Below are 20,042 nucleotides of genomic sequence, written 5' to 3'. Positions count from 1 at the left end.
ATCTAGGCCAGCCTTACCTGGGATTCCCTGATTCACCCTGAAAGGACTTCGCATGCGCTACACCGGACCGAAGGTGCGGTTGTCCCGGCGCGCCGGCACCCCGCTGACCCGTAAGGCGGTCAGCTACTTCGAGAAGCGTCCGTACCCGCCCGGCGAGCACGGTCGTCGCGTCCGCCGCAACAGCAGCGACTACGCCGTTCGTATGGCGGAGAAGCAGAAGGTGCGCTGGTACTACGACCTGACCGAGAAGCAGCTGGTCAGGATCTACGAGAACGCCAAGAAGCGTCCCGGCCGTACCGGTGAGGAGATGCTCGGCGAGCTGGAGCTGCGTCTGGCCACGGTCGTGCTGCGCGCCGGTCTGGCCGCCTCGATCTACGCCGCGCGTCAGTTCATCAACCACGGTCACATCACCGTGGACGGCAAGAAGGTCGACATCCCGTCGTACCAGGTCAAGCCGGGCCAGATCATCAGCGTTCGGGAGAAGTCCCGCTCGATGGTCCCGTTTGTCGAGGCCACCGAGGGCATCCACGCCGACGACAAGATCGCCGGTTACCTCGCCGTGAGCCACAAGGACCTGCGCATCGCGGTCGTCGACCGCCCCAAGCGTGAGCAGATCCCCGTGCCCTTCGACGAGCAGCTCGTCGTCGAGTACTACGCTCGCTAGACGGTTCCCGCGGTCGCGGTTCCCTTCCTCGGGGGCGGAACCGCAGTGTGGGAGAGGCCGCGTGGACCCCGTGTCCGCGCGGCCTTCGCCTTGTCCGGTACCTCCCTCCCTCCGCCCGGTCGGGGCTTCGGGAGGGGGATCGGGAGCTTCACACCGTCCCCGGAAACTGGACGGCGTGAATCGTTATCGCAACGGGACCGAAAGCCCGGCCCGTCGTTCCGGTGGCGTCGTCGGCGGTCAGTACATCCGGCGGATGTGAAAAGCGCTACCCCGCGCCAGCGGCCGCTCGACGACGAACTCGTGCATCTTCATCCGGCACCAGGACGGTATGTCCGCGCTCGCCGCGGGATCGTCCGCGGTGACCGCGATGACCGCCCCGATAGGCACTTCGCGCAGTCGGGCGGCCAGCATGATGATCGGGATCGGGCACTTGAGACCCACCGCCTCCACGGTGACCAGCGGCTGCTGCGAAGTCGGTCGCTCGGGCACGTCCACCCCCAGTTGGTTGTCGTCCTGTGGCCCAATCTTGACCCGGTGCGCCTCAAAAGGCGCACCCGGTTAAGGGTGTCGTAAACCCAGCGATACGCTCGCCTTGGTCTCGCGTCGCGAACGCGCACACCACCGCCTCGAGCGGAGATGTGGACGGGAGCGGCCAAGGGCCCGGGGGATCGCCGGGCCGCGCCTCGTAGCCAGCCGGGAGGACTACCCTCGGGGGCGACCTGGCCCGGCTCCGTGGGGCCGCCGAACGTTTCGAGAGGGCGCGTCTGGCAACACGCTGACCAGGCAAGCCCATGAACGGCACGCTGGGCGGTTCGCGATAATGTTTCCCCCTGACAAGCTTTGGATACTTAGGCCGCCCGTGGAGAATCCACGGGCTTCACCGCTGGGAAGGCAATCCGTGAGTCCGACCCGCCAAAAAAATCGGCGCTCAACTCTGCGCCGATGGGCACCACGCGGCGCCGCGCTCGCCGTGTTGGGGCTGGCCGCGACCGGCTGCGCGTCGAACGATCTCACTCGTTTGGGCATGCCGGAGCCGATCACCGAGCAGGCCGAGCGTGTTATCTCGCTCTGGCAGGGCTCGTGGGTGGCGGCTTTCGCGGTCGGCGTCCTTGTGTGGGGACTGTTCATCTGGACAATCCTCTTCCACCGCAAGCGCTCTGAGCAGTTGCCGCCGCAGGTGCGGTACAACATGCCCATCGAAGCGCTGTACACCGTTCTGCCGATCGTCGTCATCTCGGTGCTCTTCTTCTTCACCGCGCGAGACCAGGCCTACCTGCTCGACACAGAAGAGCCCGCCGACGTCCATGTAGAGGTCGTGGCCTTCCAATGGGCCTGGCAGTTCAACTACATGGACGACACCAAGGAGAACGGTGGCGACGTGCTCTTCTCCGAGGTTGGTATCCCCAACCCGGACGGCACCGCCAACCGTGACACCCAGACGACCCTCGTCCTTCCCGAGGGCGCGGTCGTCCACTTCGACCTCCACTCTCCCGACGTCATCCACTCGTTCTGGATCCCGGCCTTCGGCTTCAAGATGGACGTCGTCCCGGGCCGGGACAACTCCTTCCAGGTCAACCTCATGGAAGGTTCCGAGGGCGAGTACGTCGGTCGTTGCGCCGAGCTGTGCGGTGTGGACCACACCCGCATGCTCTTCAACGTCGAGGTCCTTCCGCAGGACGAGTACGACGCCTGGGCCGCAGAGCAGGAAGCCAACGCGACCGAGGCCGCAGAGGCCGCCGAGGCCGCTGCCGCTGAGTCCGAGGCCGCAGAGGCCGCCGAGACCGACGACGCCGAGGGCACGGGTGCTGACGGCACCGACGCTGAGGGCACGGGAGCCGAGGCGACCGAGTCCGAGGAGAATGACGAGTAAATGACCACGACGGCAACCGAACCCCGCACTGACGGTCAGGCACCGTCACGCAAGGGGTCGATCATCGTCAACTGGCTGACGTCGACCGACCACAAGGTCATCGGGTACATGTACCTGATCACCTCCTTCGCGTTCTTCCTCTTCGGAGGCGTGCTGGCGCTCCTCATGCGCCTGGAGCTGTTCCAGCCGGGCATGCAGTACATGTCCAACGAGCAGTTCAACCAGCTCTTCACGATGCACGGCACGATCATGCTGCTGATGTTCGCGACCCCGCTCTTCGTCGGGTTCTCGAACATCCTCATGCCGTTGCAGATCGGCGCCCCCGATGTGGCCTTCCCCAGGATCAACCTGTTCGGCTACTACCTGTTCCTCTTCGGTAGCCTCATCGCGATCAGCGGCTTCCTGACCCCGGGCGGCGCGGCCAGCTTCGGCTGGTTCGCCTACACCCCGCTCTCCGACGCGGTCCGCTCGCCGGGTCTCGGCGGCGACCTGTGGATCCTGGGCCTGGCCGTCTCCGGTCTGGGCACGATCCTCGGTGCGGTCAACTTCATCACCACCGGCCTGTGCATGCGCGCGCCCGGTATGACGATGTTCCGCATGCCGATCTTCACCTGGAACACCCTGCTCACCAGTGTCCTGGTGCTCATCGCGTTCCCGGTTCTGACCGCGGCCCTGATCGCTCTGGGCGCCGACCGCATGGTCGGCACCCAGGTCTTCAACGCCGAGCACGGTGGCGCCATCCTGTGGCAGCACCTGTTCTGGTTCTTCGGCCACCCGGAGGTCTACATCATCGCGCTGCCGTTCTTCGGTATCGCGACCGAGATCCTCCCGGTCTTCAGCCGCAAGCCGATCTTCGGCTACAAGAGCCTGGTGGCGGCGACCATCGCCATCGCCGGCCTGTCCGTGACCGTGTGGGCCCACCACATGTTCCCGACCGGCGCGGTGCTCCTGCCGTTCTTCTCGTTCATGACGTTCCTCATCGCGGTTCCGACCGGTGTGAAGTTCTTCAACTGGATCGGGACGATGTGGCGCGGACAGCTCACGTTCGAGACGCCGATGCTGTTCACGATCGGCTTCCTGGTCACCTTCCTCTTCGGTGGTCTGACCGGTGTGCTGCTCGCCTCGCCGCCCATCGACTTCCACGTCACCGACTCCTACTTCGTGGTGGCGCACTTCCACTACGTGGTGTTCGGCACCGTGGTGTTCGCGATGTTCGCGGGCTTCTACTTCTGGTGGCCCAAGTTCACCGGGCGGATGCTCAACGAGAAGCTGGGCAAGTTCCACTTCTGGCTGCTCTTCCTGGGCTTCCACGGCACGTTCCTGGTGCAGCACTGGCTGGGCGCCATGGGCTTCCCGCGCCGTTACGCGGACTACCTGGCCACTGACGGCTTCACGCAGCTGAACCAGATCTCCTCGGTCTCCTCGTTCGTGCTCGCGGCCTCGACGCTGATCTTCTTCTGGAACATCTACGTCACCGCGAAGAGGGCGCCGCTGGTCACCGTGGACGACCCGTGGGGCTACGGCTGCTCGCTGGAGTGGGCCACCTCGTGCCCGCCGCCGCGACACAACTTCACGTCGCTGCCCCGGATCCGGTCCGAGCGTCCGGCCTTCGACCTCAACCACCCGCACGCGGCCGCACCCGGTGCCGTCGCCGCCGGTGCCGAGAAGAAGTAGGGGGTAGAGCACATGAAGATGCAGGCCTACCTGTTCATGGGTATCTCGACCTTCTTCGGTCTTGCTGCCGCGCTGTACATCTACTGGTCGCTCCAGGACACCGGTCAGATCGAGTGGGCGGGTACCACCGCCCTGGTGGTCTCCATCGGTTTCGGCTGGATGATCGGTTTCTGGCTCTGGCAGTCGGCTCGCCACAGTGAGCACCACCACGGCCTGCCGGCCGAGGAACGGCTCGACGGCGAGATCGCCGAGAACGCCGGTGAGTACGGCTTCTTCAGCCCGCACAGCTGGTGGCCGATGTTCGTCGCGATGGCCGTCGCCTTCACGGCGGTCGGCGTGGCGATCGGCTGGTGGATGGTGATCACCGGTTTCTTCGCCGTCATCCTCACCTCGCTGGGCTGGGTCTTCGAGTACTACCGCAAGGAGTTCCAGCACTGACGTGCACACCCCGCGCGTTTGTCACTCTATGAGTGCTTTCGGCTACGCAGGGTAGGATGTGAGTGTCACCGCCCCGGTGACCGGACGAGTCGTCCCAGACGACCTCCGGCCACCGGGGTGCTCTTTTTCGGTGGCCCACGTGACGCTGCCTTCGCAGGTCACGCCGCATCCAGGCCCTGTCGGCGTCACGCCGGTGCGCACGCTCCGCGCACGCCTCGGGCCGCGTACGGACGCTGGAGGTCCTTGGCGTGAAGCGACGAATCGCCTCTTCCCGAACGGCCGCGGCAGCGGCAGCCCTGGTGCTCCTCGCGGCGGCGTGCACCCCCGAGGGCGGGGACGGCCCCGGGGGCACCGCGGCCCCCGGCGAGAGCGAGCCGGGGCCGGAGGTGGAGGTCACCCCGGAACCGGGCGCCACGGAGATTCCTCCCAACACCCCCATCCGGGTCGAGGCCGTGGACGGCACCCTCACCGACGTGTGGGTCCAGCAGGACACCGAGGGCGAGGTCGCCTCCGGCGACGCGAAGGAGGTGGCCGACACCGGAGCCCAGGGTGAGGAGGAGGACCCCTTCACCGTCACCGGCACACTCAACGAGGCCGGGAACGCCTGGGTCAGTGACTGGAACCTGCGTCCCGGGTCCTCCGTCAGAGTGTTCGTGACCGCGGCCGACCAGGAGGGCGAGGAGACCGAGGTGGTCTCGGAGTTCACCACCATGGACGCGGCGGCCGACCAACGCCTCGAACTCGTCTCCAACTTCCCGAGCAACGGGGACGTGGTCGGAGTGGGCATGCCCGTCATCGTCAACTTCGACCGGGCGGTCACCAACAAGGAACAGGTGGAGAACTCCATCCAGGTCACGGCCGAGGAGGAGACCGAGGGCGCCTGGAACTGGGTCACCGACGAGATGGCGGTCTTCCGGCCCAAGGAGTACTGGGATCCCTACCAGGAGGTCACCGTGGATCTCAGGCTGGCCGGGGTCGAGTCCTCCGAGGGCGTCTACGGAGCGGAGGACCACCGCGTCCGGTTCGAGGTCGGACGCGAGCTGGTGTCCACGATGCACGTGCCCGACCACGAGATGTCCGTGTCCATCGACGGCGAGACCGTCCGCACCATCCCGGTCAGCAACGGATCCGCCGAGGAGCGCTTCAACACCACCACCTCCGGTGTCCACCTCACCATGGAGAAGTACCAGGCCCTGGTCATGGACTCCGCGACCGTCGGCATCCCGGAGGGGTCGCCCGGCTACTACCGGCTGGACGTGGACTGGGCGGTCCGCACCTCCAACAGCGGCGAGTTCACCCACGCGGCTCCGTGGAACGCGGGGAACATCGGCAGCGCCAACACCTCCAACGGGTGCACGAACATGACCATGGAGGACGCCCGCTGGTTCCACAACCAGGCCCTTATGGGGGACATCCTGGAGACCACCGGCACCGAACGCGACCTGGAGTGGGACAACGGCTGGGGCTTCTACCAGCGATCCTGGGAGGAGTGGCTGGCCAACAGCGTCACCGGGCAGCCCCAGAGCACCGACGGCTCGGGCACGCCCGGCTCCGTCCACGGCGACGACCTCTAGGTCGTGTTTTTTGGATCATTCCGCGCTCGCGACCACCAGGCTGCCTCTCGCCGCGCCGATGAAGCTCGGACAGCCAAACCCGGGCTGACCTTCGCTCCACGGCTTGCGAGAGATTGCCTGGACGCCGCTCGCATCGATGGCGGCTCCGCCGCCACCGGCGAAAGCATCCAAAATACACGCCCTAGGGCGTCGGCTCCACGCCCCTGAGAAGGTCGTCCAGGCGCCGGAGGGTGCGCTCCCAGGTCCACTCTGCGGTCACCCACTCCCGGCCGCGTGCGCCCATCTGGGCGGCGCGGCCGGGGTCCTTCAGGAGTCGGATGAGCGCGCGGGCGGTCGGACCGGGCATCGACCCGTCGACCACGTGTCCGGTCTCGCCCTCCAGGACCGCGTCCGGGGCGCCGCCCGAGGCCCCGGCGACCACCGGCAGCCCGGTGGCGGACGCCTCCAGGTAGACCATGCCGAGGCCCTCCACGTCCAGGCCGCCCCGCCGGGTGCGGCACGGCATGGCGAAGACGTCACCGGCGTCGTAGTGGGCGGGGAGCCGTTCGGCGGGGACCGGTCCGGTGAAGCGCACCGAGTCCGTCCCCTGCGCGGCCGAGCGGAGCCGGGGTGCGAGGGGGCCGTCCCCGACGAACAGCAGGACCGCGTCGGGCACGTCGGCCAGCACGCGCGGCCAGGCCCGGAGCAGGGTGTCCTGACCCTTGCGGGCCACCATCCGGGAGACGCACACGACCACCGGACGCGAGCCCAGACCCAGCTCCCGTCGGACCTCCTCGCCGCCCGAACCGGGTCGGAAGCGCTCGGTGTCCACCCCGGGGGCGAGGCGGCGCATCCGTTCCGTGGCGGGGGCGGACAGTGAGCGGGACAACCGTCGACGGGTGTACTCGCCCAGGTAGGTGACGGTGTCGACGCCGTCACCGATCCGCCGTAGCGCCGAACTCGCCCCGGGGACCACCGTCCAACCGGTCTCGTGCCCGTGGGTGAGCGCCACCTGGCGCCGCACCCGCGAGCGCATACCGGCGGCGAGGAGCCCCAGAGGAGCGGCGGCCCCGTAGAGCACGGAGTCGCACCCCTCCATTTCGGCGATGGCCCGGGCCCGCCGTGCCACCCCCGGCGTGGGGAGCAGCACCGGCCCGGTCTCACGCACGATGGGGAACGGCTGGTGCAGGTCGAAGTACGGGTCGGCGCGGTGGTCCTCCGCCGTGGGGGAGGAGCAGTAGACCAGCACGGACCCAGGGGGGCGGCGCCGGGCCAGCTCGTGCACGAAGGACTCGATCCCGCCCGCGCGCGGAGGGAAGTCGTTGGTGATGATCAGGGTTCGCGACACCTGAGCGAGTCTAGGCGCCCGGACACGGAGAGGGCCCCTGGGAAACGGTGGTTTCCCAGGGACCCTCTCGCTGGTTCCTCGGTCGTGGGTCGTCCGGCTGCCTAGGGGCGGACCGCCGCGACGAAGTTGGAGCGGTAGTAGTCGCTCAGCTGGACCGTGCCGATGGGTCGGGAGGACGTGGAGGCGTGCACCATCACGCCGTCACCCGCGTACAGACCGACGTGGCTCGGGTTGGGCCCGTAGAAGAAGATCAGGTCACCGGGCTGCATGTTCTCCCAGGAGACGCGCTGGCCCGCGTTGATCTGGTCGTAGGTGGTGCGCGGCAGGTTCACGCCGGCCTGGCCCCAGGCGGCCTGGGTGAGACCGGAGCAGTCGTAGCCGTTGGGTCCGGTGCCGCCCCAGACGTAGGGCTTGCCGACCTGCTGGTAGGCGAAGTTCAGCACGGTCTGGGCGTTGCCGGTGGCCGGACCGGTGTAGTTGGCGCCACCACCACCGCCCCCTCCGCCGCCGCTGTTCTCGCTGCCCCCGCTGGCGTCGCTGCTGACGTTCTCGGTGGCGGCGGCCTGTTCCTCGGCGGTCAGCTCGGAGAGGATCTCCTCCTGCTCGCTGATCGCCTCCTCCGCAGCCTCGGTGGCCTCCTCGGCCTCCTCCAGGGAGTCGGCCGCGGCCTCCTCCGTGGACTCGGCCTCGCCGCGCAGGCCCTCCAGGTGCTCGAGCTCCTCCATGTACTGGGAGAGGCTCTCGTGCTGCTGCTCGGAGAGGTAGGTGAGGTCCGCCTGGTGCTCCAGGGCCTCCTCGGGACCGGTGGCCCCGATCAGCTGGGCGGGAGAGGTCAGGTCCACGCCCGTGTAGGTGGTGTTGGCCAGGGCGCGAACGCCGCTGCTGAGCGAGTCGACCTTCTTCTCGGCGGTCTCGACGTCGGCGAGGATGCCCTCGAGCTTCTCCTCGGCCGCCTCGTGGGCCTCCTTGGCCTCGTTGTAGGTCGCGTTGAGCTCGATGAACTCCTCTTCGAGGCGTTCGATCTCCTCCTGGACCTCCTCGGACGTGGGCTCGGCGTGGGCCACGGCGGCGGGGAGGAGGAAGGCTCCGATGGCGAGGGAGGCGATGACCGCTGTACGGCGTTGGCGTTCGCCACGGGATGCAGACACTGAAGCACCTTTCTCCCCTTGTCCCAGGCGATACGGGGAACAAGGGACTGCACCGGGTGGGGAACCTCGGGCCAGAGAGGGTGGCCGAAACGGTGTGGGGGTGTGCCCGACCCGGGCGCGGCTGTCACCACCGGGGGGTGGTGAATGAGGAGCAACCGCGCTCGGCGATGAACACTAGTGCATTCGTCAGGAAGCTCTCAACTGTTTCGTGACATTCTGCTGGAAGACGAGGAGTGTCCGAAAACCGGGTGCCTGTCCCAAAAAGCCGCTTGGCGGAGGGAGCGATCCCCTCCACGCGAGAGGCCGCCGTCCCGGTGCGGGACGGCGGCCTCAGGTGAGACTGCAGGATCAGGGGCGCACGGCGAACTGGAACTGACCGCCCCAGTAGGCGGCCAGGCCGACGACCTCGATGTTGCGGCCGCTGCTCGGGGCGTGGACCATCTGCCCGTTGCCCGCGTACAGACCGTTGTGTCCCAGGTCGCCGAAGAAGAACAGGATGTCACCCGGCTGGACGGCGCTCATGTCGTAGATACGGGTACCCACGTCGGCCTGCCCGTAGGTGGTACGGGGCAGGTCCACCCCGGCCGCGCGCCAGGACGCCTGGACCAGGCCGGAGCAGTCGTAGCCGTTGGGCCCGGTGCCGCCCCACACGTAGGGGAGGCCGACCTTCCCGTAGGCGAAGTCCAGGGCCGACGAGGCGTTGCCGCTGCCGCCGTGGCTCTGCCCGCCGCTGTCGTCGCCGCCCTCGGCCGAGGCGTCGGAGTCGGGGAACTGGGCCAGGATCTCCTGCTGCTCCTCGATGGCCTCCTCGACCTCGTCCTTGGCCTCCTCGGCCTCGTCCTTGGCCTTCTCGGCCTCCTCGAGGGCCTTCTCCGCCTCGTCCTTGAGCGCGAACAGGCGCTCGGCGGACTCGCCGAAGTCGTCCAGCTGGGTCTGCTGGGTGTCCGACAGGTAGTTGAGGTCCGCGTTCTGCTCCAGCAGCGCCTCGGGACCGTCGGAGGTCAGGACGTTGGCGGTGGAGTTGAGCTCGCCGCCCTGGTAGGTGGCGCTGGCGAACTGCTGGACCTTCTCCCGCAGATCGTCGTAGCGCTCCTGCTCGTCACCGACCTGGCCGTCGAGTTCGTCGAAGGCGGCCTTGGCCGCCTCGTAGTCCTCTTCGGCCTGGTTGAAGTTCTCGACCGCGGTGGAAGCCTCTTGGTTCAGCTCCTCGATCCGGTCCTCGACCTCGTCCTGGGTCGGCTCGGCGTGTGCGATGCCGGGGGCGATGAAGGTACCGGCGGCGACCACACCGAGACCGGTCGTAGCGATTCGGCGAGCCGTACGCCGACCACCGGAGTTCTTCATGGCGGTCCACGCTCCTTGAGGTAGAAAAGTCCGCATGGGGTGCTGGGAGACGGAAGGAAATCGGGGGGAACCCGTGTGTGGGCACGGGCCTCACGAGAGTGTGCGGGTCCCGGTCGGCCTGGGGAGGCACAAGGGCGGCCTTCTATCCGACAGGGCACTCACGTTCCTGGAAGAACCTAGCGGAACGGCCTGCGCGCCTCAACCACGGCACCCGCGAGACCCCGCCCCGGACACCGTGCTTTCCGGCGCGCGAGGCGCGGACCGACCAGGTGGGAGGGGAGGGTCGACGGGCCCGGCGCGCCCACGCGCGTGGTGAGACTCTCAGCCGAGACGACGCGGCCGAGGACACGCACCGGACCCGGGGGCGCTCAGGAGTGCGACTCCAGGTGGCGCAGGAAGACCGTGGACGGCACCGCGCGCGCCCCCACCCGCCTGACCGCCGAGACGATCTCCTTGTCGGAGGTGACCACCGCGATCGGTCGGCCGGGCGGTTCGGCCCGCACCAGCCGCACGATCAGCGTGTCGGCGATCTCCCCGGGCGCGCTGAAGAGCACCCGCACCCGGCGGCTGGGCGTCACCGGTGGGGCCTCCACGTCGGCGCCGTCGAACACACAGGTGATCTCCGCCTTGGTCCGGCTCGCCAACCCCTCCAGCGACGAGAGCAGCCGCGTGCGCTGGTCAGCCAGCGGCAGGGTCCCGTAGCCGGTCTTGGTGACGTTGTAGCCGTCCAGCAGCAGGTGTACCCGAGGAACCGTCAGCAGGCGCTCCAGCAGACCGGGGGCGTCGTCGGGCAGGCCGCCCAGCGACACCCGGCGGTGCTCCTCCTGGGCCTCCGCCACCAGATCGGCCGGGCTGTCCAGGGACGTGGGCAGCGCCAGCTCGCGTCGCAGACCGTGTGAGGCGTCCACCAGCACGTCCAGCAGCACGCGCAGCCGGGCCTCGTCGGCGTTGCGGCCGGTGCGCACCGCGCGGCGGGCGTTCTCCACCTGGGCCTCAGCGTCCGCGAGGCGGGACCGCAACCTGCGGTTCTCCACCTCCAGGGCACTGACCTGGCTCTCGTTCTCGTGTCGCCGGTCGGTCGTCTCCGACACCACCCGCTCCGCCTCGTCCACCGCCCGCCTGGCGCGCTGGCGCTCGTTGTGCACCTTGCGGCGCAGTTCGGCGATCTCGGTGCGCTGCTCGCCGATCTGTCCGCGCAGGCGCTCCAGCTCCGCCTGGTGTCCCTGCTGCGTCTCCTCCAGGCGTCGCCGGACGTCGTCGAGGGCCTCCGCGGCCTCGTCCACCTCCCGAGCGCTGGTCTGACGCTCCAGCTCCTCGTGGACGCCCTCGATGATCTCCGGCCACCCCTTGGGACGCAGGAGGTAGGCGCTGGCCGCCACCGCCACCGGGTCGGCGGCGGGCGGGACGACCCCCGCGCGCATGCCCTCGGCCAGCTCGGGCCAGACCTGCTCCACTCGGGCGGCGACCTTGCCACGGAAACCGTGGTCGTTCTCCAACTGCGCGGCTATCTGCGGACCGGCCAGTCGCGCCCGGCGGCGGGGCTCGAACTTGGCGACCCGGCGCAGAACCGGGGGCAGGTCGGAGGAACGCATCCCGCCGAGCACGTCGGAGCCGTACTCGACGACACGGGCGCGCACCGGCTCGGGCAGGGGACGGCGCAGCCGCTCCCCGCCCTCCTCCGAGGGCACCGACTCCTCGTTCTCCTCGTGGTTCACCGCCCCGGGGGTGCGGTCGCCGTCGTCACCACCGGAGCCGCCCGTCTCCGGGCGGGCGCTCATGCCCGACCCGTCGGGCTCTCCGCCGATGCGTCGGAGACCGACGAGTCAGCGTCGGGGCGGGGGACGATCTCCACACTGTCGGTGGCGCCGCACCAGCGGCACTTCACCCGCTCGACCGTCTCGGAGAGCACCGTGCGCTCCTCGACCGCTCCGACACCGGACAACTCCTGGTGCACGAAGTCCTGCGAACGGACCGTCCGGGTCACGTCGAACCGCGTGAGGTTCCCGCACCCGGTGCATCGCCAACGCTCACTGTCACCCGGCATCGCGATCCCCACGGTTCCTCCTTGCGTCGTCCTCTTCACGGGGCGGCGGCCTCTGCCGTCCCGTCACCCACATCTTTCCATGTCGGGCGCGCCTGACCGTAGTCCGGAAGTGTTTGGTCGTGGGCCCCGACTAACCTGACCGCGTGGTTCGACAGTCCGTGGCGCCCCAGGGCGTCCAAACCAGCATCGGGGACCTGGGCACACCGCTGGCCGGGGTGTCCTTCGTCGTCGTTGACCTGGAGACCACCGGCACCAGTGCCTCCCGGTCCCGGATCACCGAGATCGGCGCGGTCAGGGTCCGCGACGGCCGGGTGACCGGCGAGTTCACGACCCTGGTCGACCCCGGCATGCTCATCCCGGCCAACATCACCCTGCTGACCGGTATCACCCAGTCGATGGTGGCCACCGCCCCGCCCATCACCCGGGCGCTGCCGGACCTGCTGGCCTTCCTGGACGCCGAACCCGACACCGTCCTGGTGGCCCACAACGCGCCCTTCGACACCGGATTCCTCAAGGCCGCCTGCGAACGCGAGGGCATCGAGTGGCCCGGCTACCCGGTCGTGGACACCCTGCGGCTGGCCCGTGCGGTCCTGCTCCGGCCCGAGGTCCACAACCACCGCCTGGGCACCCTCATCGCCTACTTCGGCGCCCCCACCACCCCCAACCACCGGGCCCTGGACGACGCCCGCGCGACCGTCGACGTGCTCAACGGCCTCCTGACCCGCCTCGCGCCCATGGGGGTGACCAGCCTGGAGGAGCTGCGGGCGGTCAACAAACCCGCCAGCCGCGCCCAGCGGGCCCGCCGCCACCTGGCCGAGGACCTGCCCGAACGCCCCGGCGTCTACGTGTTCACCGACGCCCGGGGCGAGAGCCTCTACGTCGGCAAGAGCAACAACCTGCGGCGCCGGGTCGCCACCTACTTCACCGCCGCCGAGTCCCGAAGACGCATCCGGGAGATGGCCGGCCTGGTCGAGGGCGTCACCCCCATCGTGTGCACCACCGAGCTGGAGGCCTCGGTCCGCGAGCTGCGCATCATCGCCGAGCGCAAACCGCCGTTCAACCGCCGCTCCCGCAACCCCGAGCGCGCCTCCTGGGTCACGCTCACCCCCGGGGCGCTGCCGCGCCTGTCCGTGGTCCGCGTCATCAAGGACGACGGCGCCCCCTACATCGGCCCCTACCCCTCGCCCCGGGCAGCCGAGGAGGCCAGGGAAGCGATCCTGCACGCCCTCCCGCTGCGCCAGTGCACGCACACCTTCAGCGTCGAGGTGCCGAAGGAACGTGAACACGGCGCGGGCGACACCCGACCACGGGTGGTCCCGAACGGAGTGAAACCGTGCGTCCTCGCCCAGCTGGGACGCTGCGGCGCCCCCTGCGACGGCACGGAGTCGCTGACCGACTACACCGCGCACGCCGACGCCGCCCGCACCGCGATGACCGGCGACCCCGCCGTGGTCGTGGACGCGCTCACGGGTCGCATCCGGGAGCTCTCGGCCGAACTCCGCTACGAGGAGGCGGCTGCCCTGCGCGACCGCCTCACCGCCTTCCTGCGCGGGGCACGGCGCGCCCAGCGGCTCAGCGCGATCGCCGCCGTCCCGCACCTGGTCGCGACCGGCCCCGGAGCCACCGGCTGGGAGACCGCGGTGGTCCGCCACGGCCGCCTGGCGGCCAGCGCCGTCCTGCGGCCCGGTACCGATCCCACCGCCTTCCTGCAGTCCCTCACCGCCACCGCCGAGCGGGTCCCGCCGGGGTCCGGTCCGGTCCCCAACGCCACGGCGGGGGAGACCGAACTGCTCCTGGACTGGCTCGAACGCCCCGGGACCCGCCTGGTGGAGATGGAAGGTGAGTGGACATGCCCGTTGCGGAGCGCCGAAGCCCACACCGGGATGACACACTGGGCGCATGGCCGCGCTTCCGCTCAATGACGACTACCCCGTCCGACGCGCGCCCGTCATCGCCTTCGGACTGATCGCGGTCAACGTCCTCGTCTACCTCGTCTCGCCCCAGTCGGCCACCGCCGTCTGGTATCCGGCGGACGCGGTCGGGCGCTACTGCGCGATCGACGACTACTTCATGCGCTGGGGCGCCATCCCCGACGAACTGCTGGGCCGGGTGGACCTGGCCGGACCGCTGAGCCCCACCTGCGAGGGAATCACGGGCAAGTCCGTCTGGTTCTCCGTGTTCAGCTCGATGTTCCTGCACGCGGGCGCCATGCACCTGCTCGGGAACATGGTCTACCTGTTCGTGTTCGGCCCGGTCGTCGAGGACCGCATCGGCAAGCTCCGCTTCCTCGCCCTCTACCTGGGCACCGGGGTCGTGGCCGCCTTCGGCTTCGCCCTGGTCGACACCGACGGGACCGTTCCCATGGTCGGCGCCTCCGGCGCGATCTCGGGGGTCCTCGGCGCCTACCTCGTGGTGCAGTTCCGCAGCAGGGTCACCACACTGGTGTTCGGCGTCATCCCGATGCGTCTGCCCGGGTGGGCCGTGGTGGGAAGCTACTTCGCACTTCAGTATCTTCTCTACGTCACATCCTCGACCGCCCCTGGCGCTGGCACCAACGTGGCCTACGCGGCACACGTCTACGGGTTCATCGCGGGGGTGATCGCGGGGCTGGTGGTCCACCGGCTGCGCTGGCGCTCGGGGACCAGGCTCTCCGACGCCCACTAGCGCGCCCCGGCCCGGCGCCGCCCCGCACAGAACCGCCCAGGAGGCACAGTGATCACCGCGATCGTCATGATCAAGGCCGACGTCCACCGCATCCCCGAGGTCGCCGAGGCGATCGCCGAGATCGAGGGAGTCAGCGAGGTCTACTCCGTCACCGGCGGGGTCGACCTCATCGCCATGGTGCGGGTGCGCCGCCACGAGGACCTCGCCGACGTGATCCCCAACCACGTCAACAAGGTCCCCGGCGTGATCTCCTCCGACACCCACATCTCGTTCCAGACCTACTCCAAGCACGACCTGGAGTCGGCCTTCGCGATCGGCTGGTAAGCCCCAGTCGGGCACCGCCGCCGTAAGGGCGGGCCCGGCGGGCCCCGGCGGGGCCCTACAGGGCCTTGGCCAGCCCCTGGCTGGTCTCCACCCAGGAGGCCAGCCGGCGCTCGGCCGCGCCGCTGTCCACCGCCTCCGCGGCCCGGGCGTACCCGGCGCGTACCGCGTCGGTCAGGGAGCCGTCCACACCGTCCACGGCGGCCAGCGCGGCACCGGCGTTGAGCAGCACGGCGTCACGCACCGGCCCCGGACGTCCGGCGACCAGGTCCCGCACGGCCTGGGCGTTGAACTCCACGTCGCCGCCGCGCAGGGCGTCCGGCCCCGAGCGCTCGATACCGAGGTCGGCCGGGTCCAGGCGCTCACGGCGAGCCCGGCCGTCCTCGACCACCCAGACCGTGGACGTGGTGGCCGTGGTCAGCTCGTCCAGGCCGTCGTCCCCCCGGAACACCAGCGCGGAGGAGCCCCGGCGCGCGAACACCCCGGCGATCACCTCGCACATGCGCTCGTCGAAGACCCCGATGGCCGAGGCGGTCGGCTGGGCGGGATTGGTCAACGGCCCCAGGAAGTTGAACACGGTGGGGACCGCCAGTTCGCGGCGCGGCTTGGCCGCGTACCGCAGCGAGGGGTGGAACAGCGGGGCGAAGCAGAAGGTGACGCCCGCTTCCCGGGCCACCCTCACGGTCAGCTCCGGCGGAAGGTCCAGGACCACACCGAGGCGCTCCAGAACGTCGGCCGTGCCGCAGGAGGAGGAAGCCGCCCGGTTGCCGTGCTTGACCACACGCGCCCCCGCGGCCGAGGCCACGATCGCCGCCATGGTGGACACGTTCACAGTGTGGGCCCGGTCGCCGCCGGTACCGACGATGTCCAGGGTGGGGCCGTCGACGCTGATCCGGATCGCGTTGTCGAGCATGCCCTGCGCCAGTCCGGTCACCTCGGACACGCTCTCGCCCTTGGCGCGCAGGGCGATCGCGAAGCCCGCGATCTGCGCGTCGGTCGCCGAGCCCGACATGATCTCGTTCATCGCCCACGCCGTGTCGGCGCTGCTGAGGGTGACCCCGCCCAGCAGGGCGGTGATCAGGTGGGACCAGGTCCGCTCCTCGACGGCGGAGGCCCTCTGGTCCTGTTCGGGTGTGGCGGGGACGTTCATCTACTTCGACTCCTGGGAGAACGGGCAGGTGGAGCCGGGGCGGGCGCACGGGCCCGCCCCTCAACGGCTCCGGTGGACAGGGAGGGACGGGTCGGAGCGACGCCATCGCCCGATGTCGGCGCCGTGGTTGAGGGCTCCGCCCACCACGACGCGACGGCGCAGATCCCTGTCACCGTTCATCCTGTCGGTCATCTCGTCACACCCCACGGCTCAGCCGCTGAGCGCCGCGACGCGTTGACGCATGAGCTCGGCCAGCGACTCGGCGAGCGCGACCGGGTCGATCGGGTGGCTCACCACCTGGTCGGCCTGCGACCAGGTCGCCAGCCAGCCGTCGTCGCGCCGACCCACCAGCAGGAGCACCGGCGGGCAGCGGAAGATCTCGTCCTTGACCTGGCGGCACAGGCCCATCCCACCGGTGGGCGCGGACTCACCGTCGAAGATGGCCACGTCGATCCGCTCGGCCGGGTCCTTGGACTCCAGCTTGCGCAGGACGCCGGGCGCCGTCGCGCACTCGACGAACTCGACCTTGGGCACATCGGTGGCGGGGCGGCGGCCGATGGCCGTCCGCACCTGCTCACGGGTGTCCGCCTTGTCGCTGTAGACCAGCACGCGCATCCTGGCACCCGTGTCCGTACCGCTGACCACCATCGCGCAACCGTCCCATCGCGTCTGACCGCGGCCGCCGCCGTGGGGGGTGCGACCGTGGCGTTCGTTGGCTCTTTCCGCCTATGACTGTATTGCCTCGGGGCCGTCCGGCACCGGGGGGAGCCGACGGACCGGTGAAGGAGTTGAGACCTTCGACACCACAGGATGCCAGGGACACACGGGACCGCGCTAACCCGCCCTGGGCGCGGCGTTGTCCAACGGTGATCGTTTCGATACCTTGGCGTTGGTTGGGAGAGGTTGAAGCGCCTTCCGGCCGGGTACGGATCGCCTCAACCGCGCCGGATCGCGCTTTCGTGCGCTGGCGGGCGCGTCGGAGGCGGACAACGGGTGCACGAGCGGCTACAGTAACGCCCGAGTCACGGTGGGAGCGCCGTGCCGGCCCCCGAGACCGGTCGATACCGGGACCGATCCGTCTGCTTACGGGGGGTCGAGTACGGACCTGCGCGAGAAGCCGTAATAATGCTCCCGTGGCGACAGCAACCGCGAACCCAAAAACAGCAACCGCATCAGCTCATGGTGTGGCAAAGCGTCCTGACCTGGTGAGTGTTGGCACCATCGTGTGGCTGGCCAACGAACTCATGTTCTTCGCTGCGCTGTTCGCGATGTACTTCACCATCCGATCGGTGACCAACGGGAACCCCGAGCTCGGCGAGTGGGCGGACGTCCACCTCAACGTGCCGTGGGCTTCCACGATCACCATTGTCCTGGTGGCCTCCAGCTTCACCGCGCAGTTCGGCGTCTGGGCCGCTGAGCGCGGCGACGTCAAGAAGCTGCGCATGTGGTTCTTCATCACGTTCTTCATGGGCCTGTTCTTCATCCTTGGACAGGCGTATGAGTACTACGAGCTCATCGTCCACGAGGGCCTGACTCTCCAGTCGAGCGCCTACGGGTCGATGTTCTACCTGACCACGGGCTTCCACGGACTCCACGTCATCGGTGGTTTGATCGCGTTCCTCATCATGCTGGGACGCACGTACGCCGCGAAGCGCTTCACTCACCAGCAGGCGACCAGTGCGATCGTCGTGTCCTACTACTGGCACTTCGTCGACGTCGTCTGGGTCGCTTTGTTCGTAACCATCTACTTCATCCAGTAACCCGAAACGGGGAAACCGTGAAATGGATTACCGCGCGGCGACGGCATCCCCTGGCGGGGTATGTCGTCGTCATCCTCGCGCTAGCCCTGTTCGGGGTGGGGTACGCCGGACTGGCCCCCACCTCGGACCAGGCGCAGGCGCAGACCCTTGCCGCTGAGGCGCCGTCCGCGGACGACGTGGACATCGCCCAGGGCAAGACCATCTTCGACCAGACCTGTGCCTCCTGCCACGGACTGGACGGTTCGGGTTCCGACCTGAACGGTCCCGACCTGCGCGAGGTCGGCCCCGCCGCCCTCGACTTCCAGGTCAGCACCGGTCGTATGCCGTCGATGGACCCGGACAGCCAGATGCCGCGCAAGCCGATGGCCGTGTCCGAGCAGGATCTGGCGGACCTGATCGCGTACTACAACGCGCAGATCAGGACCAACGGTGCCGGAGCCGACGTGCCCTACGAGGTGCCCGACGCCGGTCCGCAGCGTGCCGACTTCGACGAGGAGGAGGCCTACGAAGAGGCCCTCTCCGAGTACGAGGCCGAGTACGACGCCTACATCGAGGGCGCCAGCAACACCGACATGGGCATGAAGCTCTACCTGACCAACTGTGCGCACTGCCACAGCTGGTCCGGTGGCGGCGGCGCCCTCACCGACGGCCGTTGGGCCCCCGAGATCCATGACTCGTCTCCGCGTGAGATCTACGAGGCCATGGTCAGCGGACCCGGCGCCATGCCGATGTTCAGCGACGGCGTCGTCACCCCCGAGGAGAAGCAGGAACTCATCTCCTACGTCAAGACGCTCCAGGCGGAGCCGAACGCCGGTGGCATCTTCGACCTGGACCGAGTCGGCCAGGTCGCCGAGGGCTTCATCGGGTGGACCGTCGGTCTCTCCCTGATCATCGCCTGCGCGATCTGGATCACCGCGAAGCAGCGTGCCCATGACTGAGAACAACAACGACAACAACACGGGGGACGACGCCAATGAGCGCGTCGTCGGCACCCCGACGGACACCACCGACGTGGTGACCGAGACCTCCGCCAAGGCTGAGAGCGAGCACAACGGGCCGTACCTGGCCTCGGAGACTCACCAGCACTCGGAGGAGAAGCAGGTCCGCGGCGAGAAGCTCGCCTCGGTGTGGTTCATCATCGCCTTCCTCGGCGGTGTGGGATTCATCGTCTCGTACTTCCTGTTCCCGCCCACGGCTGCGGGGCCCGCGATCGCCGACCCCCAGATCGGCCAGTACTCGAACGCGCTGCTTGGTGGAACGCTCACCATCGCCATGTTCGGTATCGGTGCCGGTATGACGGTCTGGGCGCGCAACGTGATGCCGCACTACGAGGTGGCGTCGCCGTACGAGGAGCTTCCCTCCAGCCCGGAGGAGAAGGGCTCGTTCAGCGATTTCTTCATGAAGAGCGCGGACGAGAGCGGCTTCACCAAGCGGCCGCTCATGCGCCGTACGCTCATCGCGGCCATGCTCCCGCTGGGCATCGCGCCCATCGTCCTGCTGCGCGACACCGGCCCTCTGCCGGGCGAGCAGATGAAGGTGACCCCGTGGGTCGACGGCATGCACATGTACGTCGAGGGCACCCACCGCAAGATCAGGGCGGAGGACCTGGAGAACGACCCGTACGGGATGATCTCCGCTCTCCCCGCCCTGGACGACGACCGGTACCCGCACGGGATCAGCCTCACCGACCAGGCCAAGTCCGTCATCCTGCTCATCAAGATGCCGGAGGACGACTGGAAGGGCGGGATGAACGACGCGGTCCGCGAGGGCAGCGACCAGACCCGCCTCAACTGGACCCACGAGGGCATCGTGGCGTACTCGAAGATCTGCACGCACGTCGGTTGCCCCGCCGCGCTCTACGAGCGCACCACGCACCGGATTCTGTGCCCGTGCCACCAGTCGACGTTCGACGCCTCGGACGGCGCCAAGGTGGTCTTCGGTCCCGCGCACCGTCCCCTGCCCCAGCTGCCGATCGGCGTCGACGACGAGGGCTACCTCATCGCCAAGGGCGACTTCAACGAGCCGACCGGGCCGACGTTCTGGGAATACAGGAAGGACTAGTCG

General features: G+C 69.0%; 20 protein-coding genes. 11 read left to right on the top strand and 9 right to left on the bottom strand.

Features of this window, described 5'->3' with window-relative positions:
* The first annotated feature begins 52 nt into the window (after positions 1 to 52).
* Positions 53 to 664 (top strand): 30S ribosomal protein S4, encoded by a 612-nt coding sequence (gene rpsD, locus ADX84_RS00250; protein WP_049565612.1) that lies wholly within the window; start codon positions 53 to 55, stop codon positions 662 to 664.
* A gap of 237 nt (positions 665 to 901) precedes the next feature.
* Here the strand turns inward: rpsD and ADX84_RS00245 are convergent, their stop codons facing one another.
* Positions 902 to 1,159, bottom strand: a complete 258-nt coding sequence (locus ADX84_RS00245) for a sulfurtransferase TusA family protein (protein WP_017546512.1) — start codon at positions 1,157 to 1,159, stop codon at positions 902 to 904.
* A gap of 529 nt (positions 1,160 to 1,688) precedes the next feature.
* Here ADX84_RS00245 and coxB point away from each other — a divergent pair.
* The 4 genes from coxB to ADX84_RS00225 all read left to right on the top strand — a co-directional run bounded on the left by coxB (position 1,689) and on the right by ADX84_RS00225 (position 6,220).
* Positions 1,689 to 2,534, top strand: a complete 846-nt coding sequence (gene coxB / locus ADX84_RS00240) for a cytochrome c oxidase subunit II (protein WP_049565609.1) — start codon at positions 1,689 to 1,691, stop codon at positions 2,532 to 2,534.
* Positions 2,535 to 4,208 carry a cytochrome c oxidase subunit I gene (gene ctaD, locus ADX84_RS00235; RefSeq protein ID WP_049565606.1) on the top strand — a complete coding sequence of 558 codons (1,674 nt, stop codon included), beginning with the start codon at positions 2,535 to 2,537 and terminating at the stop codon, positions 4,206 to 4,208. It begins immediately after the preceding gene.
* Between the two features lie 12 nt (positions 4,209 to 4,220).
* Positions 4,221 to 4,646: a cytochrome c oxidase subunit 4 gene (locus tag ADX84_RS00230; RefSeq protein ID WP_049565603.1), complete on the top strand. Its 426-nt coding sequence runs from the start codon at positions 4,221 to 4,223 to the stop codon at positions 4,644 to 4,646.
* Positions 4,647 to 4,894: 248 nt separating this feature from the next.
* Positions 4,895 to 6,220: an Ig-like domain-containing protein gene (locus tag ADX84_RS00225; protein ID WP_049565600.1), complete on the top strand. Its 1,326-nt coding sequence runs from the start codon at positions 4,895 to 4,897 to the stop codon at positions 6,218 to 6,220.
* A 181-nt stretch (positions 6,221 to 6,401) separates the two neighbouring features.
* On the opposite strand, the gene ADX84_RS00220 is transcribed toward ADX84_RS00225, so the two are convergent.
* From ADX84_RS00220 to ADX84_RS00200, 5 genes are all read right to left on the bottom strand, one after another.
* Positions 6,402 to 7,547, bottom strand: coding sequence for a glycosyltransferase family 4 protein (locus ADX84_RS00220; RefSeq protein ID WP_049565598.1), 1,146 nt, complete (start codon positions 7,545 to 7,547; stop codon positions 6,402 to 6,404).
* Positions 7,548 to 7,648: 101 nt separating this feature from the next.
* On the bottom strand, positions 7,649 to 8,695 hold the full coding sequence (locus tag ADX84_RS00215; RefSeq protein WP_049565595.1) for a C40 family peptidase: 1,047 nt from the start codon (positions 8,693 to 8,695) through the stop codon (positions 7,649 to 7,651).
* 348 nt (positions 8,696 to 9,043) lie between these two features.
* Positions 9,044 to 10,039, bottom strand: coding sequence for a C40 family peptidase (locus ADX84_RS00210; RefSeq protein ID WP_082206222.1), 996 nt, complete (start codon positions 10,037 to 10,039; stop codon positions 9,044 to 9,046).
* A 368-nt stretch (positions 10,040 to 10,407) separates the two neighbouring features.
* Positions 10,408 to 11,817, bottom strand: coding sequence for an NYN domain-containing protein (locus ADX84_RS00205; RefSeq protein ID WP_049565578.1), 1,410 nt, complete (start codon positions 11,815 to 11,817; stop codon positions 10,408 to 10,410).
* Positions 11,814 to 12,095: a hypothetical protein gene (locus tag ADX84_RS00200; RefSeq protein ID WP_017546521.1), complete on the bottom strand. Its 282-nt coding sequence runs from the start codon at positions 12,093 to 12,095 to the stop codon at positions 11,814 to 11,816. Before ADX84_RS00200 ends, ADX84_RS00205 begins: the two co-directional genes overlap by 4 nt.
* A gap of 131 nt (positions 12,096 to 12,226) precedes the next feature.
* Here ADX84_RS00200 and ADX84_RS00195 point away from each other — a divergent pair, with 131 nt between their 5' ends.
* From ADX84_RS00195 to ADX84_RS00185, 3 genes are read left to right on the top strand one after another with little or no spacing between them, the layout of a single operon-like run.
* The gene (locus ADX84_RS00195) at positions 12,227 to 14,005 is read left to right on the top strand and encodes a DEDD exonuclease domain-containing protein (protein ID WP_049565575.1); all 1,779 of its coding nucleotides are present in this window, start codon (positions 12,227 to 12,229) and stop codon (positions 14,003 to 14,005) included.
* Positions 13,983 to 14,747 carry a rhomboid family intramembrane serine protease gene (locus ADX84_RS00190; protein ID WP_049565572.1) on the top strand — a complete coding sequence of 255 codons (765 nt, stop codon included), beginning with the start codon at positions 13,983 to 13,985 and terminating at the stop codon, positions 14,745 to 14,747. The genes ADX84_RS00195 and ADX84_RS00190 overlap by 23 nt, the downstream gene beginning before the upstream one ends.
* Before the next feature lie 48 nt (positions 14,748 to 14,795).
* Complete coding sequence (locus ADX84_RS00185; RefSeq protein WP_017546524.1) at positions 14,796 to 15,071, top strand: Lrp/AsnC family transcriptional regulator; 276 nt, start codon at positions 14,796 to 14,798, stop codon at positions 15,069 to 15,071.
* A gap of 55 nt (positions 15,072 to 15,126) precedes the next feature.
* Here the strand turns inward: ADX84_RS00185 and trpD are convergent, their stop codons facing one another.
* The 3 genes from trpD to ADX84_RS00175 are packed head-to-tail and all read right to left on the bottom strand — an operon-like array spanning position 15,127 to position 16,866.
* Positions 15,127 to 16,218: an anthranilate phosphoribosyltransferase gene (gene trpD, locus ADX84_RS00180; RefSeq protein WP_049565569.1), complete on the bottom strand. Its 1,092-nt coding sequence runs from the start codon at positions 16,216 to 16,218 to the stop codon at positions 15,127 to 15,129.
* A gap of 60 nt (positions 16,219 to 16,278) precedes the next feature.
* On the bottom strand, positions 16,279 to 16,410 hold the full coding sequence (locus tag ADX84_RS26925; RefSeq protein WP_255352538.1) for a hypothetical protein: 132 nt from the start codon (positions 16,408 to 16,410) through the stop codon (positions 16,279 to 16,281).
* 18 nt (positions 16,411 to 16,428) lie between these two features.
* A complete protein-coding gene (locus tag ADX84_RS00175; RefSeq protein WP_049565566.1) occupies positions 16,429 to 16,866 on the bottom strand; it encodes a hypothetical protein in 438 nt (145 codons plus the stop codon).
* A 536-nt stretch (positions 16,867 to 17,402) separates the two neighbouring features.
* Here ADX84_RS00175 and ADX84_RS00170 point away from each other — a divergent pair.
* The 3 genes from ADX84_RS00170 to ADX84_RS00160 all read left to right on the top strand — a co-directional run bounded on the left by ADX84_RS00170 (position 17,403) and on the right by ADX84_RS00160 (position 20,039).
* Positions 17,403 to 17,978: a heme-copper oxidase subunit III gene (locus tag ADX84_RS00170; RefSeq protein ID WP_369801034.1), complete on the top strand. Its 576-nt coding sequence runs from the start codon at positions 17,403 to 17,405 to the stop codon at positions 17,976 to 17,978.
* Between the two features lie 95 nt (positions 17,979 to 18,073).
* A complete protein-coding gene (locus ADX84_RS00165) occupies positions 18,074 to 18,916 on the top strand; it encodes a cytochrome c (protein WP_234003808.1) in 843 nt (280 codons plus the stop codon).
* Positions 18,909 to 20,039, top strand: a complete 1,131-nt coding sequence (locus ADX84_RS00160) for a ubiquinol-cytochrome c reductase iron-sulfur subunit (protein ID WP_049565562.1) — start codon at positions 18,909 to 18,911, stop codon at positions 20,037 to 20,039. Before ADX84_RS00165 ends, ADX84_RS00160 begins: the two co-directional genes overlap by 8 nt.
* Positions 20,040 to 20,042: the final 3 nt, after the last annotated feature.

The organism is Nocardiopsis sp. SBT366, from assembly GCF_001083815.1.
Lineage (GTDB): Bacteria > Actinomycetota > Actinomycetes > Streptosporangiales > Streptosporangiaceae > Nocardiopsis > Nocardiopsis prasina.
The sequence above is the reverse complement of the archived record's forward strand: the minus strand, read 5'-3'. Positions and strand labels throughout refer to the sequence as shown.

Bases quoted from the DNA above. Each gene is read 5' to 3' on its own strand.
- ADX84_RS00190 (WP_049565572.1), top strand. From the start codon at position 13,983: ATGGCCGCGCTTCCGCTCAATGACGACTACCCCGTCCGACGCGCGCCC.
- trpD (WP_049565569.1), bottom strand. From the start codon at position 16,218: ATGAACGTCCCCGCCACACCCGAACAGGACCAGAGGGCCTCCGCCGTC.
- ADX84_RS00230 (WP_049565603.1), top strand. From the start codon at position 4,221: ATGAAGATGCAGGCCTACCTGTTCATGGGTATCTCGACCTTCTTCGGT.
- ADX84_RS26925 (WP_255352538.1), bottom strand. From the start codon at position 16,410: ATGACCGACAGGATGAACGGTGACAGGGATCTGCGCCGTCGCGTCGTG.
- ADX84_RS00210 (WP_082206222.1), bottom strand. From the start codon at position 10,039: ATGAAGAACTCCGGTGGTCGGCGTACGGCTCGCCGAATCGCTACGACC.
- ADX84_RS00160 (WP_049565562.1), top strand. From the start codon at position 18,909: ATGACTGAGAACAACAACGACAACAACACGGGGGACGACGCCAATGAG.
- rpsD (WP_049565612.1), top strand. From the start codon at position 53: ATGCGCTACACCGGACCGAAGGTGCGGTTGTCCCGGCGCGCCGGCACC.
- ADX84_RS00205 (WP_049565578.1), bottom strand. From the start codon at position 11,817: ATGAGCGCCCGCCCGGAGACGGGCGGCTCCGGTGGTGACGACGGCGAC.
- ctaD (WP_049565606.1), top strand. From the start codon at position 2,535: ATGACCACGACGGCAACCGAACCCCGCACTGACGGTCAGGCACCGTCA.
- ADX84_RS00175 (WP_049565566.1), bottom strand. From the start codon at position 16,866: ATGGTGGTCAGCGGTACGGACACGGGTGCCAGGATGCGCGTGCTGGTC.
- coxB (WP_049565609.1), top strand. From the start codon at position 1,689: ATGCCGGAGCCGATCACCGAGCAGGCCGAGCGTGTTATCTCGCTCTGG.